Here is an 18,076-nt window from a genome sequence, read left to right as displayed (position 1 = left end):
ATCAGGCGCGCAGACGCTCGTTGGCGGGATCCCAGAGCGGCTGGTCTTCCTGCACCACAGCCCGGTACTTCTGGCCGTAGATCTCAACCTCAAGCTCTGTGCCCGGGTTTGCGACCTCGGTCTTGACCATGCCCAGCGCGATAGACTTGCCAACACGATAGCCCCATGCGCCCGAGGTCGTCTCGCCCACGATCTGATCGCCCTGCCAGATGCAAGACATGTAAGGCGCGTCGCAATCGCCTGCGTCCACTGTCAGCGTGACAAAGGATTTCTTCACACCCTGTTGCTTTTCGTTCAGGATTGCGGACTTGCCGGGGAAGTTCTGCGGTTTATCCAGTTTGACGAACCGCTCCAGCCCGCCTTCCAGCAGCGAGTAGTCGGTCGACAGATCGCCCTTCCACGCACGGTAGCCTTTCTCGATACGCAGCGAGTTCAGGGCGTACATGCCGAACGGGGTCGCACCCGCGTCGAGGATCGCTTCGTAGATCGCCGGCATGTCTTCGTTGAGGGCGTGAACCTCCCACCCCAGCTCTCCGGCGAAGGAGACGCGGATCAGGAAGGCCGGTTTGCCCGCCACGGTCGCGGATTGATGCGTCAGCCAGCCGGTGGACAGATCCGCATTGCTGAGGCCCGAGAGAATCTCGCGCGATTTCGGGCCGGTCACTATCAGCGTGTCACGAGTGGTAGTGACGTCCTCGACCGAAACACTTTCTGGCATTGCTGACATCAGGATGTCGCGGTCGTGCCACTGCGCGGTAGCGGCCGTGATCATCACGAACTCATCCTCGCCTAGTCGGATACAGGACATCTCGGTCAGGATACGGCCACGGTCGTCCGAAATGTAGACGAGGTTGATGCGGCCAATCTTGGGCAGACCACCGGTGATCAGGCCGCGCAGAGTTTCGGCAGCACCTTCACCTTTGACCATGAAACGCGAGAAGCCCGGCAGGTCCAGCACGCCGCAATTGTCGCGGACAGCTTCGCACTCTTCCTTGATGCGCTGCTCCCACGGGCCCGAGCGACCCCATGTATGTGTGGCCTCAAGCGAGGTGTCGTCGCCCGGCTTGGCAAACCAGTTTGCGCGTTCCCAGCCGTTATAAGCGCCCATGACGCCGCCCAGTTCCTTGACCTTGGCATGGACTGGCGACAGTTTCTTGTCGCGCGCAGCAGGCCATTCATGGTGCGGGAAGTGCATGGCGTATTCGTTGCCGTAGACCTCCATGCCCTTCTGGTTGCAGTAGTCCTGATCGGTGTAGTCGGTGTAGCGTCGCGGATCGACGGCCCACATATCCCACTCGGTGTGGCCATCAACGATCCATTCGGCCAGCACTTTGCCTGCACCACCGCCTTGCGCGATGCCGAAGGTAAAGCTGTGCGCTTCAAACGCGTTCTTCACACCGGGCATCGGGCCGATCATCGGCAGACCGTCCGGCGCGTAAGGGATCGGGCCGTTGATCACGCGACCAACCCCCGAGGTTGCCATCAGCGGAACGCGTTCCATCGCGTCGGTGATGATGTCCTCAATCCGGTCCAGATCGTCGTTCCAAAGTTGGAAGCTGAAATCCTCGGGCATCGGGTCGTCTTCGGTCATCCATTCGCCCTTACAGTTGGGCTCGTAGGGGCCGAGGTTGAAGCCGTTCTTTTCCTGTCTCAGGTAGTACGAGATATCCACGTCGCGCAGCAAAGGCAGTTTGCCGCCGTTTTCTTTCGACCATGCCTCAACCTCGGGGACTTCATCGGTCAGCAGGTACTGGTGGCTCATGACCATGGCGGGCACCATGCGGCCGCCATAGGGATTGAACATCTCACCGACACGCTGCGCGTAGTATCCGGCTGCGTTGACGACATAATCACAGGCAATGTCGCCCTTTTCGGTGTGAACGGTCCAAGTGCCGTCATCGTGTTGCGTTACATCGGTGGCCGGGCAGAAGCGGATGATTTTTTGGCCCAGATCACGCGCGCCTTTGGCGAAGGCTTGTGTCAGCTGCGCCGGATCAATGTCGCCATCGGTCGGGTCGTACAGCACGCCTTCCAGATCATGGGTTTCAAGGAACGGGTAGCGCTCTTTCGCCTGCTCTGGGGTCCACATCTCCATCGGGATGCCCTGGTACAGACCCATCGACATCGCGCGTTCGAATTCCTGCATGCGCTCTTTACTGTGCGCCAAACGGATAGACCCCGAAACGTGGTAGTTCATCGGATAGTCGACTTCTTCGGCCAGACGCGAATACAGCTCGGTCGAATAGCGCTGCATGTTCATGATCGCCCACGAAGTCGAGAAGGTCGGCACGTTACCCGCCGCGTGCCATGTAGACCCCGCAGTCAGTTCGTTCTTTTCCAGCAGAACGCAGTCCGTCCAGCCCTTTTTCGCCAGATGATACAAGGACGAGCAGCCGACAACGCCGCCACCGATGATGACCACACGGGCCTTGGTTGGAAAATCACTCATGTGTTTTGATCCTCTGTTACTGTGCCCGCTGGGGCAGATCGTCTGAGATGTCGTAGTAGTCACCCTTGTCCGCGACAAAGATGTGCTTTGAGAGTTTCAGTCCCGTCGGTTCGCTGAGCGCCCCCATCGAGATCGAAATCGTGTCTTCTTCATTGTGCTGCCAGAACAGGAATGAGCCGCATTCGCTGCAGAACCCGCGCCGTGCCGTTTCTGAGGCGCGGAACCAACGTAGCGTGTCACTGGCGGTGAAGCTTAAGTTGTCCTGATGTGTCCAAGTCGATGACCAGACATGACCCGATTGTTTGCGGCACTGACCGCAATGGCAGGCAGAGGGCGGCGAGAGGTCTCCGTCAATCGTAAACGCGACTTTGCCGCAAAGGCAGGATCCCGTCTCCATATAGCTACCCCCTTGCTGCGGGCGAAGAGCTGGCACCCAGCAACACGCCATAGATGATGAAACAGGTCGCCATGATCCGGCGGACCCAGATATTGAACACAGCCCCCAATGCCGCCTTGCCCATCAGCGCGCCCAGCAGGGTAAAGCCGGTATAGCTGAGCGTCGTGATGATCAGAGCGGTCGGCATGATCACCCCCATCTGCTGCCAGATCGGCACGTCGGGCTGCACAAATTGCGAGAAAGCCGCCAGATAGCCAGCAACGCTTTTGGGGTTGATCGTCGCCACCGCCAGCGCATGCAGATAGACATGCCGCGCAGGGCGCTCAGTGGCAGGCGCTGGCCGTTTCGCGTTGATCCATCCGCGAATACCGACCCAGATCAGAAACCCCGCCCCGACCAATTTGGCAATGAAGAACGCGGCGGGTGAGGCTGCGATCAGGGCGGTTACGCCCAATGCCGACAAGCTCAAAAACGCACTGGCCTGCGTCAGGATCGCAAGCACACCAAGCATCGCCTTCGGGAAGGGCAAGCTCATGCCGTTTGAGATACAATTGACCGCGTTCGGCCCCGGAGTGATGACGAACACCACCCAGAACAGCGCGAATATGGTCCAGGCCTCAAAGCTCATCAGTATACCGGTGGTGCAATGACCCAGATGGCCACGGCGGGCTCATCATAGGGGTTTGCCCATTGATAGGGTTCGTGCTTGATCCGGAAACTGTCGCCCGGGCCGACCGTGAAGTGCCGCGCGCCGATCGTCAGGTCCAGTTGGCCCGAGATCATATATCCGACCTCCTGCGTAGGTCGGTCCGCGGGTTTTTGCATTTTGGATCGGGGCTCAAACGTGGAATGCACCATCTCGAAATCATCGGTCAGGTCTGGCGACAGCAGTTCTTCGATCAGACCTTCTTCACCCGAGCCCATAGGACGTCGTGAAACGGCGCGAACCACATAGCCTTGCTCCTCAACCGGAGCGGCAGAATGCGAAAACAGCATCGACATGGGAACACCCAGACATTCCGCGATCTGACGCAGGTCCGAGATTGAAGGGTCGGACATGTCCCGCTCGACCTGACTCAGCCAGCCGACCGAGCGGTTCAGGCGATCGGCAATTTCAGTCAGCGTCAAACCCCTTGCCTTTCGCAAGGCCCGCAAGTCCGCTCCGAGCGTCGCGCGCTGAGGGGTTTGCGTGTTCAAAGCCAGACTCCGATTCTCGTGAAATTCCTTCTACGTTTTTCACGATGCCTCAGTTCCGTGAAATTTCAAAGCATTTTTTCACGGCAAATCGCAGGTCAGCGACCAAACCCAAGCATCACAAGGGTTTAGGCGGAGAACACGTTCTGAAGAATTTTGGTCAGTTCCGACGCGTCCACATCCGTGAAAGCATCCGGCTGGTCGCTGTCGATGTCAAAAACGGCAATAACTGCGCCCGAGGCATCGCGTACGGGCAAAACAAGCTCTGACCTTGTGGAAGATGCGCAGGCGATATGACCCGGAAAGGCATCTACATCCGGAACCAGCTGCACTTCACCCGTGCGCGCGGCTGCACCGCACACGCCGCGCTCGAACGGGATGATCAGACAGCCGTGACCGCCTTGATACGGGCCGATTTTCAGCAGGCCCGGTTCGGTGACGCGGTAGAACCCTGTCCAGTCAAAGCGATCATCGGCATGATGCACCTCGCACGCAATTGTCGCCATCAGAGAGATCTGATCGGTTTCGCCTTCGGTCAGCGAGGCGACTGTCTTGGAGAGGGTGTCATAGTCAACGTTCATGTGGGCACTGCTCCGATCCGGGTCTTGGGGGGCGATGCCCCCAGTCCCCGGAGTATTTGCAAAAGCGCAGAGGGTCAAACGCGTTCAATGGCGATTGCCGTGCCCTCTCCGCCACCGATACAGATCGCAGCGATCCCGCGTTTCAGGTCGCGTTTTTCCAGAGCGTTCAGAAGGGTGACCATGATCCGGGCACCAGATGCGCCGATTGGATGGCCCAGGGCGCAGGCTCCACCATTGACGTTGACCTTGTCGCGCGGCAGGCCCATTTCGTGCATGAAAGCCATAGGAACGACGGCAAAGGCCTCATTCACCTCCCACAGGTCCACATCATCTTTGGTCCAACCCAGACGATCCAACAGCTTTTGCGCCGCAGGAACCGGAGCGGTTGTGAACAGGCCCGGCGCTTGCGCATGGCTTGCGTGACCCAAAACACGCGCGCGGACGGTTAGTCCTTTCGCCTCAGCGGCGTCTGTAGAGGCTAGAACAAGAGCCGCCGCTCCATCGGAAATGGAGGAGGAATTTGCTGCCGTCACCGTGCCGTCTTTGCAGAAGGCTGGTTTCAGCGTCGGGATTTTCTCAGGCCGGGCGGATTTGGGTTGCTCATCCGACCCAAGCACCAGCGCGCCCTTGCGGGTTTGCACGGTGACCGCGGCGATTTCTCCATCAAACGCGCCACTTTCCTGAGCGGCCAGCGCGTTCGAGAGGGATTGCAGCGCGTATTCATCCTGCGCCTCACGGGTGAACTGATAAGTCTCGGCGCAGTCTTCGGCAAAAGTTCCCATCAGACGGCCTTTGTCATAGGCGTCTTCAAGCCCGTCCAGAAACATGTGGTCCACAACCTGCCCATGCCCGATCCGCGCACCGCCGCGCATCTTTGGCAACATATAGGGCGCGTTTGTCATACTCTCCGTCCCGCCCGCGATCATGGTATCTGTATGGCCCAACGCGATCTGATCAAAGGCGATCATGGCGGCCTTCATGCCAGAGCCGCACATCTTGTTGAGGGTCGTGGCGGGCACCTCTTCTCCCAACCCGGCGGCAAACCCCGCCTGACGCGCTGGGGCCTGCCCTTGCCCCGCTGGAAGCACACAGCCCATTAGGACTTCGTCGACAGTTTCCGCACCTGCCTGCTGCAAGGCGGCGCGAATCGCGGTTCCGCCAAGTTCGGCAGCGGGAATACCATCGAACATACCCTGAAACCCGCCCATAGGTGTACGGGCTGCGCCTGCGATCACTACGTCTTTCATCGGAAAACCCTCCTCTTGCCGGAACTTGAATACCGAATGGTAAGATTTGCCGTCTAGCGTATTTCTACGACGCAATTTCAGCTAAAAAGGGCGGTCAATCATGGGGCTGACCAGCACAACAACCGACGCGGCTCAGATCATCACCGTTCATTCGGTACGGATAGATGCGGCCATCGCCATCCAGTTCAAGGAAGACATGCGCCGCGAAACCGAAACCGACGCAACGCGCATTGTTCTGGATCTGGCAAGCGTGGCATTCATTGATTCAAGCGGATTGGGGGCCATCGTCGCCTCGATGAAACAAATCGGAAGCGAACGCCGGTTGGATCTGGCCGGGCTGCAACCCGTGGTCGAAAAAGTGTTTCGCCTGACGCGAATGGATACCGTTTTCAGGTTGTTCGATTCCCTCGACGACGCGCTGTCGGCGCAAGCAGAGTAACGCGGCCAACGTAGATGTGTGTGACGCCGTCCAGTGATCAAACCTGCCTGCAGTTGAGCTTTCCGGCAATTGAAGCGGAAGCCAGCGCTGGCATTGCAAAATTGAGCGCAGGCCTGGCCAAACACGGCTTACCTGTTGAAAAAGCGGACGACGTGAAGATCGCCTTGGCGGAAGCAATCAACAACGTCGTCGAACATGCCTATTCTGGTATTGAACCCGCCAAAGTGCAGGTCTGTTGCCGGTTGGAGCACAACCAGCTGGACATTCTGATATCGGATACGGGGCGTCCGCTGCCCGGCTGCAAACCTCCGGATGGAACCCCGGCTTCGGTTGAGACCAGCCTGCAGGACCTGCCCGAAGGGGGTTTTGGTTGGTATCTGATTCACGAGCTGACCAGCGAGATTCGGTATGAGCGTCGCGATGGTTGCAATCTGCTGTCACTGCGGTTCGACGTCCCAATGCCCGAATGAACCAAGGGATTTGACGCGAAATGGCCACAATAAGGCCTTTTTCGAACCATTACGCCGCCCCAAACGACTGTCAAACAGGTCACCGTAGCTCAGATAGCTTCCCTCGGCGCCAAGTGTCACAGCCCCCACCCAGTGAACGGCGCCGAGGAACCTCCCCCACTCATTGAAGAACTGGACAATCATTCCCTGCGCGATAATTTCGCGGTGTTCAATGTAGGGGGATGATGATGCGGGATTTACACAAGCCGGGCCGGTCCGAAGTTCTGGCCACAAACGGGATGTGTGCGACCTCGCACCCCCTTGCGGCGAAAACCGCCGTCGACATTCTGGAACGCGGCGGCAATGCCATGGATGCAGCCATTGCCGGGGCGGTTTTGCTGGGGATTTGCGAGCCGCAGATGACCGGTTTGGGTGGCGATTGCTTTGTCCTCTACAACCGTGCGGGGGAACAGCAGATTCGCGCTTTGAATGGCTCGGGCCGGGCTCCTGCTGCTGCGCAAGCCAGCGCACTACGGGATCGGGGCTTGACTTCAGTGCCTCTGACCAGCCCAGACGCGGTTACAATTCCGGGCGCGGTCGATGCGTTCTGCCATCTCATTCAAACCGAAGGCCGACTGGGGCTGGATGCAATACTGCAACCGGCCATTCACTACGCGGAACAGGGTGTGCCGGTTGCTCCACGCGTTTCTTTCGACTGGCGCAATGGCGAACCGACCCTTCAGGGGGCCGCGCGGTATCACTATTTGATACAGGGGCAAGTACCCAAGACAGGTCAGGTCTTTCGAGCGCCAAAACAGGCCGAGGTTCTACGACGGGTTGCAAAGGATGGCCGGGATGCCTTCTATTCAGGTGAAATCGCAGAGGATATGATCGCCGCCCTTTCCGCCTTGGGGGGCCTCCACACCGCCGAGGATTTCCAATCGACCCAATGCACCCCCTCCGATCCGATGCGCGGCACCTATCAGGGCGTTGATCTGGTCGAGCATCCCCCCAACGGCCAAGGCGCAACGGCGATTTTGCTACTGAATATCCTCAAGCATTTTGACCTTGCCAGCATGAACCCATTGGGCGCGGAACGGGTCCACATCGAGGCCGAAGCTACGAAACTGGCCTATGACGCACGCAACCGCTTCATCGCAGATCCCGATCATATGGCGCGGGCCGAGCAGTTTTTGGACAAAGACATCGCCACATCCCTCGCGGCTTTGATTGATCCGAAACAGGCCATGCCCGCTGCCGCCCCGCTGACCGAAGCGATCCACAAGGACACCGTCTACATTACAGTCGTCGACCGCGATCAGATGACCGTGTCGTTGATCTATTCGATCTTCCACAGTTTCGGCTCGGGGATCGCATCCGAGAAATACGGCATCTTGCTGCAAAACCGCGGCGCAGGCTTCACCCTGCAAGCCGGACACCCAAATGAGCTGGGTGGCGGCAAACGCCCGATGCACACGATCATTCCCGGCATGCTGGCCGAGAACAACCGCGTTACGATGCCCTTCGGCGTCATGGGTGGGGCGTATCAACCAACAGGACATGCGCGGTTCGTGTCAAACCTGATGGATTTCGGTTTTGACCTGCAAGAGGCCATCAACGCCCCCCGTGCCTTCGCCGACGGAGGCATCCTGAAGCTCGAGCGCGGGTTCCCCGAAGCGGTTGCTCAACAATTAAGCGAAATGGGTCACACTGTGGAGGTCCCAGAAACTCCACTGGGTGGCGCACAGGCCATACGAATCCGTGAAGACGGTGTTTTGGAGGGGGCCAGTGACCCCAGAAAGGACGGTTGCGCGTTGGGGTATTGATCAACGCGCAGGCGCGCCGCCCCGCTCAGTTCAGATGGAAGTGCAGCGGGTAGGATCCATCTTCGAATGGGCCGAACATGTTAGGGATGTCGGGATGCTCAACCGGCTCACCCGATCGGTCCTCGATCAGATTTTGTTCTGAAACATAAGCCACATAGAAGGATTGATCGTTCTCAGCCAACAGGTGATAGAACGGCTGATCCTTGATCGGCCGACTGTCTTCTGGGATGGCTTCGTACCATTCCTCGGTATTTGAAAACTCTGGATCCACGTCAAAAATCACCCCTCGGAAGGGATGTTTCTTATGTCGCACAACTTGTCCCAGGCCGTACTTGGCATGTGTCTTTAGCATTGTTTCAGCCCCCAAAGAGGTTACTACCTCTTTCCGGGCAGAAAAGCCAATCATTGATGTGAAATTAAGGGAAACAGTCTGTGAACCTCTTACTGACAGTGTTCGAAATTGCGGCACCCGTGTTCCTTTTGTCAGCAATCGGCTTTGTCTGGGTCAAGCTTGGCTTTGAATACCGCCTACAGTTTGTGACGCGTTTTGCAATGACGCTGGCAGTCCCCAGCCTGATTTTCGTGGCCTTGATGCAGACCGAAATTCCGGGTGGTGACCTGTCAAGGTTCACTCTGGCCACCATTGCGGCCAATCTGGTTCTCGCGGTCGTGTTCTGGTTCATTGTAAAGGTGCTAAAGCTTGAGCAACGCACCTACCTTTCGCCGCTGATCTTCGGAAACACCGGCAATTTGGGCCTTCCCCTATGCATCTTTGCATTTGGTCAGGCCGGTTTGGGATATGCCGTGATCTTTCTGGCCGTGACCGCGCTGTTTTCCTTTACCTACGGGATCTATCTGGTCGCGGGCAAAGGCGCTTTTGGACAGGTCATCCGTCAGCCCATGGTCTGGGCCACGCTGCTGGGGGCGCTGTTCTTGTGGCAAGACTGGGAAACACCTCTGTTCCTAACCAACACCTTGGATTTGCTGGGGCAAATGGCTGTTCCGATGATGCTTGTAACCGTTGGTGTGGCAATCGCGCGACTAACCTCTCGCAGTCTTCACCAGGCCATTTGGCTGTCGCTTCTCAAGCTGGTGGTCTGCTTCGCCCTTGGTTGGGGCGTTGCCATCCTCTTCGGGCTTGAAACCATCGCATTCGGTGTTCTGGTCTTGCAAATGTGTACCCCAGTCGCTGTCACTTCATACCTGCTGGCCGAGCGGTTTGAGGCCGACGCAGACGCCGTAGCAGGCATGGTTATGGTCTCAACGGTGCTGTCTGTCGCCGCGTTACCGGGTGTTTTGGCTATCGTTCTGTAACGATTGTGATTTCCTCAGCGCTCAATCTGCGCTAGAATGCCAGAAAAAAGGCACGAGGCACATGAGCAGAATTCTATTCGTACTCCTAGGGGTGCTGCTTTTGGCATCCTGTGGTGGCGGGTCTAAACAGCCACCCAGCAGACTAAATGACGCGTGCAGCATTGCGCGCGAGAAACCTGACTACATCAAAGCCTTCAAAAAAACCGAGCGGAAATGGGGTGTCCCCGTTCACGTTCAGATGGCGACGATCTATCAGGAAAGCCGCTATCGTCATGATGCGCGCACCCCGCACCGCTATGTGCTGGGCGTGATCCCGATGGGTCGGCAGAGCAGCGCCTTTGGCTACAGCCAGGCTCTGGACGGCACGTGGGAAGAATACCAGCGTGAAACCGGAAAACGCCGGGCCAAGCGGGACCGAATTCGCGACGCGTCCGATTTCATCGGCTGGTACATGAACAAAACCTACGAGCGGAACGGCATCAACCTAGGCGACACGCGCAACCAGTATCTGGCCTATCACGAAGGTCATACAGGCTATGCGCGCGGCAGCTACAACCAGAAATCCTGGCTATTGAATGTGGCCAGCGATGTCGATGCACGGGCCAACCTGTATCAAGCTCAGCTGGCCAGCTGCCGCTACTGACTTGGGCGGGTCAGCGGTCGCTGGACCCGACCCGCTTTCCGTTCGAGAACAAGCTCTGATCGAGGCGTCCGCCCTCGGTCAGTTCCCCCAGAAGAACCGTGGTTTGAGTGCCTGCATTATCGTGGATCACCCATTTCCGCAGCTCGACCGGGTTGTCCGTGAACATAAGCTCAATCCGGCCCGATTCAGGGTTTTTTGGGTCCTGTGCCGTCACCACGGTCGCGGTCCCGTCAAAGTCGTGACCAACAACCATATTGGCCTGCCCCAGATTCACGTTCCGGGCCAGCACAAGTGACAGTGGCGTCCGTTTCAGCGGGTATTGTTCGGGCGGCTGGTTGGATTTCGGGTCAAAGATCTGAACACTCCCCGAACGCGCAAGGACAACCGCGCTGTCGGGCGGATCATATTCAAACCGCATCTTACCGGGCCGCTGAATCCATAGCTTGCCCGTACTGAGCGAGCCGTCATCATTCACTTGGGTAAAGCTGGTCTGAACCGTTTTCATCTTGTTCAGATAATTGGAGATCTCCGACAGCGGCAGCTTGTCCGCCGCCCATGCGGCAGGCGCGGCCAGTGTCAAAGCAAGGGCAAAAGCAATCTGTTTCATACGACTCAGATAAGGCTTCTGCCCTTGTTATTAAATATCCTACTGCTCGGGGACGAGGATTTCCCGCTTACCGACGTGATTTGCCGCCGAAACAACGCCTTCGTCCTCCATCTGCTCAACCAGACGGGCGGCTTTGTTATAGCCGATGGCAAGTTTCCGCTGGATGTAAGAGGTCGAGCATTTGCGATCCTTGATCACAATCGCCACCGCTTGGTCATACAGAGCATCCTCGCCGTTGGTGTTGCCACCGGTGCTCAAACCCAATACGGCGTCGATGTTATCGGCTTTTTCCTCAGCCGGGCCATCGACCACACCGCTCATGTAATCGGGCGGACCGAATTGCTTCAGATGGTTGACGATTTCTTCGACCTCTTCGTCCGAGACAAACGGGCCGTGGCAGCGGGTAATCTTGGCGCCACCCGCCATATAGAGCATGTCACCCTGCCCCAGCAGTTGCTCGGCGCCCATCTCACCCAAGATGGTGCGGCTATCGACCTTCGAGGTAACCTGGAACGAAATCCGTGTCGGGAAGTTCGCCTTGATCGTACCGGTGATCACGTCGACCGAGGGACGCTGCGTGGCCATGATCAGGTGGATACCCGATGCCCGCGCCATCTGCGCCAGACGCTGAATGCAGGCTTCGATCTCCTTGCCTGCGACCATCATCAGGTCGGCCATCTCGTCGACGATGACGACGATATAGGGCATCGCCTCAGGCGCGAACTCTTCCGTCTCGAAGGTGGGTTCGCCGGTCTCATCGTCAAAGCCCGTCTGGACCGTGCGGCTGAACATCTCTCCCTTCGCCAGCGCGTCCTTCACCCGGCCGTTGTAGCCTGCGATGTTGCGGACACCCATTTTGGACATCTTGCGATAGCGATCCTCCATCTCGCCCACGACCCATTTCAGAGCAACAACCGCCTTTTTCGGGTCGGTCACAACGGGCGACAGCAAGTGCGGGATGCCGTCATAGACCGACAGTTCCAGCATCTTGGGGTCGATCATGATCAGGCGGCATTCGTCCGGCGACAGCTTATAGAGTAGCGACAGGATCATGGTGTTGATCGCCACCGACTTACCCGATCCGGTCGTCCCTGCGATCAGGAGGTGAGGCATTTTCGCCAGGTTCGCCACAACGGACTCGCCCCCGATATCCTTGCCCAACGCCAAGGGCAGTGCATGGTTGCCATCGCCGAAATCACGGCTGGCAAGGATTTCGCGCAGTACCACCATCTCGCGGTTTTCGTTGGGCAGTTCGATACCAATGACAGAGCGCCCCGGCAGGGTCGAAACACGAGCCGAAAGCGCCGACATCGAACGTGCTATATCGTCGGCCAGACCGATTACACGGCTGGCTTTGAGGCCCGGGGCCGGTTCCAGTTCATACATGGTGACCACGGGACCGGGGCGGACACTGACGATCTCACCCTTCACGCCGTAGTCGTCCAGCACGTTCTCCAGCATCCGCGCGTTTTCTTCCAGCGCCTCGTCACTCAGATGATGACGCTGAATGCTGGCCGGGTTGGACAACAGGCCCAAGGGGGGCAGTTCGAAATCGGAATGGCGTTCCTCGAACGACAGGGTCGGCTGCGCCTCGGCCTGCGCCCGACGGGACGGCGGCGGAGTGCGACGGACGGGTTGGGCAACAACAGGCTTGCGCGGCTCGGCTACCGGGATCTTCACGGCTGGGCGCTGTGGCACAACGGGTTCCGGTGTCGCCGCATCTTCGAACACCGCGTCATCGTCGTAAGCATGCGCGGCGTAGTCATCCTCGGGCAAGTAGTCTGCCTCGGGCTCATAATCAGGCTCAGGCTGATAGTCATGCGCCGTGTCTTGCCACGTCGGTTCAGCCGACAAAACAGGCTCGGGCGGCAGGCCGGCGGCGGTCATGGGCGGCTCGGGCGGCAATTCATCCACCCCTCTGGGATTGAAGATCAGCGGGTCCGGCCCACGACCGCGGCCCTTGGTCAGAGGCAGGTTGGGGTCATATTCCGGGGGCATCTCGCCGGTCGCCACCTTGCGGTTGCGCACAGCGGCCGAAATCTTCGAGCGGATACGATCTTCACCCGGCATTTCATCGAAACCCTGCACAGGCATGGCTTCGACCAATTCAGGTTCTGGCAGCGGCTCGGGGCGGCGGATCAGGGCTGGCATCCGCGCCAGAAGGCCGGTTTTCGGGGCAGGTTCGGGGTCTTCTTCGACCTCTTCGAAGATTGGGTCTTCAAACGCGATCTCATCATCGAATACGGGTTCGATCCGCGCGGCGCGGTGCTCTTTCCATTGCTCACGACGCTCTCGCGCAGCCTGTGCCGTGGCCGAGGCACCCCGCCCCAGCAGGTTCATCAGCATGTCGTAGGACATCACCAGCCCCAACAGGAAAGCCCGCGTTCCACGCGCGACATCAACTTTGGTGAAGCCAAGAACAAAGATACCCAGCGCCAGCATGCCAACGGCCATGGCCAGCGACATCAGCTTGACGAGGAAGTGCGAGGAGATCGGCAGAAGCGTCAGCAAAGCCCCCATGACTGTGTCGCCAAACAGCCCGCCCAACCCATAGCTATGGGTCGCGCGCCAGACCTCGCCCGGAACCAGAGTGGCGGCGTAAACCGAGACGATGGCGATCCAGATCGGCGCAAAGATCAGCCGCGCCACGGCGCGGTCTTCGCCGAAATGACCGGCAAAACGCACACCCCAACCAATCAGAACCAGCGCGATCCCCCAGCTGCCCCAGCCAACGATCATGAACAACGGCGCAGCGATCGAGGCACCGATCCGCCCCATCCAGTTCTGCACCGGCGCGTCGGTCGAGACCATCCAATTCGGATCTTCCGGCGTGTAGGACCAGATCATTGCCGCAGCGGCCAGCCCCAACAGGATCAGAGCGATCCCGATCAGTTCCTTGGTGCGCCGCTCAATCGCGGCCTGAGTCGTGCTGTCCAGTAATGGATCGCGGTTGCGCGCGTTCAATGATGCCATTTTGCCCTCGTACCTCACGAATAGATGCAGTCACGAAGCTTGATCAGCCCCTGCTGCAACTCTTTTTTTGGAGCCACTAAAGCGGCCCGGATAAATTGCTCGCCCGGGTTTTGCCCCGGATCACCTTGAGAAAGATATGCACCCGGCAGAACCCGAACGCCGGTCTCCTGCCACAGCTTCAACGCTGTTTCTTCGCCGTTCTCGACGGGCAGCCACAGGAAAAACCCAGCCTCGGGCGGCATATAGCCCTGCAGGCCTGAGAAGACGTCATCCGCAATGGCGTATTTTTCCTGATAGAGCGCGCGGTTCTCGACCACATGCGTCTCGTCGGCCCAGACGCGCGCAGCGGCAGCTTGCAGCGGCAGCGGCAATGGCGCACCCGCATAGTTGCGCAGCTGTTTGACCCGTTTGATACTGTCCGGCCCGCCCGCAATCAGGCCCGAGCGCAGCCCGGCCAAGTTCGACCGTTTCGACAGAGAATTGAATAGCACGACCCGCTCAGGATCAGCGCCCAGCTCTTGCGCGACAGTCAGAGCACCAGTTGGGGCCTCATCGCGGTAGATCTCGGAATAGCATTCATCGGCGAAAATGCGGAAATCGTATTTCTCGGCCAACCCGATCAACTCGGCCCAATAGTCGCGCGAGGCGACAGCCCCCTGCGGGTTCGCAGGCGAGCAGATATAGGCGGCAACCGTCCGGTTCAGCACATCCTCAGACAGGCTGGCATAGTCCGGCAAATGGCCGGTCGTGGCGGTGGCGGACACGAAGTAAGGCTGCGCCCGGACCGAGATCGAGGCGACCATATAGACCTGATAAAAAGGGTTCGGACACAGGATGATGGGATCTTTCCCGTTCTTCTTTTCGGGGCACAGCGCCATGGCAGCATTGTACAGCCCCTCACGCGTGCCGTTCAGTGCCATCACGTTGGTATCGGGGTCCATCGACACGCCGTAGCGGCGCTTGATCCAGTCGGTGATCGAGCCTCGCAGCTCAGGCGAGCCCTCATTCGGCGGATAGCCCTGAAACCCGGCCGCGTTTTCCGTGATAACGTCTGTGACCCAAGCGGGAAAGTCATGCATCGGCGCGCCGATGGTCATGTGAATCACGTCTCCGCCCGGTTGATGGTGGTCCAACAGGGTGCGCAGACGCGGGAATGCGTATTCCGGTAGGTTCGAAAACCGCTCGGGGAAATTCATATCTACTGCCTCAATATCGGGATCGTTTTCGCCCCGTTTGATTGGCAGATTACAGATCAGACCCCGCCCCGTCCAGACAAAGAGGTTCCGAATCAGGGGATTGTGGCATTCACGCCAATGCGGTTTCCGCCGCCGAACCCAACCGCAGCAGTGCTTCTTCCGAGCCGGGATAGCCCAGCATCATCAAGCCACAACCCGCAGTTCCCGTCGGCAGCGTCAGCGCTGCAAGCCCCATCAGATTGCCGACACGCGTGTTGCGCAGGGCCAGCAGGTTCTCGGTCACGTAATAGTCGTGATCGCTGAGGAGTCTTTCCAGATTGGGCGGTAAGATAGGTGCGGTTGGGGCCAGAACCGCATCAAACCCGGCGGTCGCCGCATCCCACGCTGCGCGGCAGGCCTTGAGCTTGGACCACGCGGCCACATAGTCGGGGCCCGATACATCTTTGCCGGTGCGGAACCGTTCAAGAATCTCGGGATACATCGCCTCGGGGTTGGCTTCGATGACCTCTTTCCACAGACCGTAGGCCTCAGTCGTGTAGAGCACACCCGAAAGCGCCATTGCGTCGTGCAGTTCAGGCACCTCCAGCGGCACGATCTCGGCCCCGGCATCGCGCAAACGATCCAGCGCATCGTCGAACGCCTGTCGCGGCGCATCGCGCAGGTCGTCCTTGGCGACGTTCTGCAAATCGGCAAAGCGGCGGCCTTTCAGGCTTGCACCACGCAGATCCGCCGGCGTGCCGCCTTCCAGCAAGGCCAGCATATGCGCGGCATCTTCGACGGAACGCGCCAGAGGGCCAACCGTGTCGAACCGCAAACAGAGCGGCACGACCCCTTCAAGGCTGAGCCGCCCGGCCGTGGTTTTCAGCCCCACCAGATTGTTCCAGGCTGCCGGGATTCGCACCGACCCGCCCGTGTCCGAGCCAATCCCGCAGGCCGCCAGCCCCCAGGCCACCGAGGCCCCGGCCCCCGAGGATGAGCCGCCCGGCACGGCATCTTCATCGTCCACACAGGGCGGAGTGTCCGTGATCGGGTTCAGACCAAGCCCGGAAAACGCCAGCTCGCTCATGTGTGTTTTTCCGAGGCACACAGTGCCCATGGCCGTTGCGTTGCGCAAAACCACCGCGTCCGCGTCCGGCACTCGCCCTTTCAACAGGGCCGAGCCTGCCTCAGTCCCGATATCAGCCGTGTCGAACAGATCCTTCCAGCTGATCGGCACGCCATCCAGCAAGGATCGGCGCAAGCCAAAGGCAGCGCGCTCTTTCGCGGCTTTCGCCTCAGACCGGGCGCGATCATGGGTGACGCGCGCATAGATACGGTCGCGGTGGGGATGTGCGTCAATGGCGGCCAGATAAGTTTCGGTCAGTTCAACGGGGTCGATTTGCCCCTTCCCGATCCCACGGCCCAAATCACAGGCCGTCATGGTTAGCCATTCCTGCATCACACCCCTCCTTGCGTCTGACTTTCTGGGACGGTAGCGACAGGACCGCACATGGACAATCCCGAAAGGGCGCGCATATTGCAGGGCATGACACAGGCATCGAAAATCCTGATCGTGGGCGGAGGCCTGAACGGCGCGGCCCTTGCATTGGCACTGGCGCAAACCGGGCATTCTGTTTGCGTGATTGACACGTTGGGCGAAAAGGTCCGCAAGAACGCGGCATTCGACGGGCGGTCTTATGCGCTGGCGCTGGCGTCCAAGCGGTTGCTTGACGCAATCGGTGTGTGGGAGCGGGTCGAGGAACATGCCCAGCCCATGCTTGAGATCAAGGTAACCGATGGTCATGCGGGTATCGGGCCGTCACCCTTTTTCATGCATTTCGACCATGCCGAGATCGAGGAAGGCCCGATGGGTTATATGGTCGAAGATCGCCACCTGCGCCGCGCGTTTCTTGAGGCGATGGCGAAAGACAATGCGATCATCCAGATCAACGGCAGAACGGTCGTTTCGCAACAGGTCGATGCAACTGGTGTGACGTTGACGCTGGATGATGATGCGAGTGTTGAGGGTCATCTGATCGTAGGCTGCGACGGGCGCAGTAGTGGAACTGCATCCCGCGCCGGGATCAAGCGTACCGGTTGGGACTACGGCCAAACAGCCCTTGTCTGCGCAATTGAACACGACCTGCCGCATCACGGCATTGCACATCAGTTCTTCATGCCCCCCGGCCCACTTGCGATCCTGCCACTGACCGGCAATCGCAGCTCGATCGTCTGGAGCGAACGCACCGAGGCAGCGCAGCGCATCAACGCCCTGCCCGAGGCCGACTATTTGCAGGTCTTGCGCCCTCGGTTCGGGGATTTTCTGGGCGACATCCGCCTGCAGGGCGACCGCTTCACCTATCCATTGAACCTGACCATAGCCAATTCCTTCATCTCGGATCGCCTTGCCCTTGTGGGCGATGCCGCACACGGGATGCACCCCATTGCAGGCCAGGGCCTGAACGCCGGGCTGCGGGACGTGGGTGCCTTGGCCGAAGTGCTGACCTTGGCCGGACGGCGCGGCGAGGATATCGGGTCGGTTCTGGTGCTGGAGCGCTATCAGGAATGGCGGCGGTTCGACACGGCCTCACTGGCCATGGCAACCGATATGTTCAACAAGCTGTTTTCGAATGACAACCCGCTGCTGCGCCTTGGGCGGGACATAGGGATGGGCATTGTCGGATCCCTGCCCGGCCTGCGCCGGGGCTTTGTTCGCGAAGCCGCCGGGTTGACCGGCGACCTGCCGAAGCTATTGCAAGGACGGGCAATCTAGAACATTCGT

General features: G+C 59.2%; 17 protein-coding genes. 6 read left to right on the top strand and 11 right to left on the bottom strand.

Features of this window, described 5'->3' with window-relative positions; all coding sequences use genetic code 11:
- Position 1: 1 nt before the first annotated feature.
- The 6 genes from ACR0J4_RS11925 to ACR0J4_RS11900 form a co-directional block, all read right to left on the bottom strand.
- Complete coding sequence (locus tag ACR0J4_RS11925) at positions 2–2,449, bottom strand: GcvT family protein (RefSeq protein ID WP_170642646.1); 2,448 nt, start codon at positions 2,447–2,449, stop codon at positions 2–4.
- Positions 2,450–2,465: 16 nt separating this feature from the next.
- Positions 2,466–2,846 (bottom strand): GFA family protein, encoded by a 381-nt coding sequence (locus ACR0J4_RS11920; protein WP_170642645.1) that lies wholly within the window; start codon positions 2,844–2,846, stop codon positions 2,466–2,468.
- Between the two features lie 4 nt (positions 2,847–2,850).
- Positions 2,851–3,474, bottom strand: a complete 624-nt coding sequence (locus ACR0J4_RS11915) for a LysE family translocator (RefSeq protein WP_170642644.1) — start codon at positions 3,472–3,474, stop codon at positions 2,851–2,853.
- On the bottom strand, positions 3,474–4,043 hold the full coding sequence (locus ACR0J4_RS11910; RefSeq protein ID WP_170375545.1) for a helix-turn-helix domain-containing protein: 570 nt from the start codon (positions 4,041–4,043) through the stop codon (positions 3,474–3,476). The genes ACR0J4_RS11915 and ACR0J4_RS11910 overlap by 1 nt, the downstream gene beginning before the upstream one ends.
- A gap of 125 nt (positions 4,044–4,168) precedes the next feature.
- A complete protein-coding gene (locus ACR0J4_RS11905) occupies positions 4,169–4,621 on the bottom strand; it encodes a GAF domain-containing protein (protein WP_170375547.1) in 453 nt (150 codons plus the stop codon).
- Between the two features lie 74 nt (positions 4,622–4,695).
- Positions 4,696–5,868, bottom strand: coding sequence for an acetyl-CoA C-acyltransferase (locus tag ACR0J4_RS11900; protein ID WP_170642643.1), 1,173 nt, complete (start codon positions 5,866–5,868; stop codon positions 4,696–4,698).
- 100 nt (positions 5,869–5,968) lie between these two features.
- Here ACR0J4_RS11900 and ACR0J4_RS11895 point away from each other — a divergent pair, with 100 nt between their 5' ends.
- From ACR0J4_RS11895 to ggt, 3 genes are all read left to right on the top strand, one after another.
- Complete coding sequence (locus tag ACR0J4_RS11895) at positions 5,969–6,307, top strand: STAS domain-containing protein (protein WP_170552425.1); 339 nt, start codon at positions 5,969–5,971, stop codon at positions 6,305–6,307.
- Between the two features lie 14 nt (positions 6,308–6,321).
- Positions 6,322–6,777 carry an ATP-binding protein gene (locus ACR0J4_RS11890; RefSeq protein ID WP_170642642.1) on the top strand — a complete coding sequence of 152 codons (456 nt, stop codon included), beginning with the start codon at positions 6,322–6,324 and terminating at the stop codon, positions 6,775–6,777.
- A gap of 227 nt (positions 6,778–7,004) precedes the next feature.
- Entirely contained in the window at positions 7,005–8,582 is a 1,578-nt protein-coding gene (ggt, locus tag ACR0J4_RS11885) for a gamma-glutamyltransferase (RefSeq protein WP_170642641.1), read from the top strand.
- A gap of 25 nt (positions 8,583–8,607) precedes the next feature.
- Here ggt and hspQ read toward each other — a convergent pair whose 3' ends face one another.
- Positions 8,608–8,934, bottom strand: a complete 327-nt coding sequence (gene hspQ, locus ACR0J4_RS11880; protein ID WP_170375556.1) for a heat shock protein HspQ — start codon at positions 8,932–8,934, stop codon at positions 8,608–8,610.
- A gap of 80 nt (positions 8,935–9,014) precedes the next feature.
- On the opposite strand from hspQ, the gene ACR0J4_RS11875 reads away from it, so the two are divergent.
- Both ACR0J4_RS11875 and ACR0J4_RS11870 read left to right on the top strand, forming a co-directional pair.
- Positions 9,015–9,896 (top strand): AEC family transporter, encoded by an 882-nt coding sequence (locus ACR0J4_RS11875; protein WP_170552416.1) that lies wholly within the window; start codon positions 9,015–9,017, stop codon positions 9,894–9,896.
- Between the two features lie 61 nt (positions 9,897–9,957).
- Positions 9,958–10,539: a transglycosylase SLT domain-containing protein gene (locus ACR0J4_RS11870; RefSeq protein ID WP_170375559.1), complete on the top strand. Its 582-nt coding sequence runs from the start codon at positions 9,958–9,960 to the stop codon at positions 10,537–10,539.
- 10 nt (positions 10,540–10,549) lie between these two features.
- Here ACR0J4_RS11870 and ACR0J4_RS11865 read toward each other — a convergent pair whose 3' ends face one another.
- From ACR0J4_RS11865 to ACR0J4_RS11850, 4 genes are all read right to left on the bottom strand, one after another.
- Entirely contained in the window at positions 10,550–11,146 is a 597-nt protein-coding gene (locus ACR0J4_RS11865; protein ID WP_170642640.1) for an outer membrane lipoprotein carrier protein LolA, read from the bottom strand.
- A gap of 39 nt (positions 11,147–11,185) precedes the next feature.
- Positions 11,186–14,119: a DNA translocase FtsK gene (locus ACR0J4_RS11860; protein WP_170642639.1), complete on the bottom strand. Its 2,934-nt coding sequence runs from the start codon at positions 14,117–14,119 to the stop codon at positions 11,186–11,188.
- Between the two features lie 14 nt (positions 14,120–14,133).
- Entirely contained in the window at positions 14,134–15,315 is a 1,182-nt protein-coding gene (locus ACR0J4_RS11855) for an aminotransferase class I/II-fold pyridoxal phosphate-dependent enzyme (protein WP_170642638.1), read from the bottom strand.
- 109 nt (positions 15,316–15,424) lie between these two features.
- On the bottom strand, positions 15,425–16,753 hold the full coding sequence (locus ACR0J4_RS11850) for an amidase family protein (protein ID WP_170642637.1): 1,329 nt from the start codon (positions 16,751–16,753) through the stop codon (positions 15,425–15,427).
- Positions 16,754–16,840: 87 nt separating this feature from the next.
- Here ACR0J4_RS11850 and ACR0J4_RS11845 point away from each other — a divergent pair, with 87 nt between their 5' ends.
- Entirely contained in the window at positions 16,841–18,067 is a 1,227-nt protein-coding gene (locus tag ACR0J4_RS11845) for an FAD-dependent monooxygenase (protein ID WP_170375576.1), read from the top strand.
- Positions 18,068–18,076: the final 9 nt, after the last annotated feature.

It is taken from the genome of Ruegeria sp. B10, from assembly GCF_056539825.1.
This window is presented reverse-complemented; position numbering and strand designations above follow the sequence as displayed.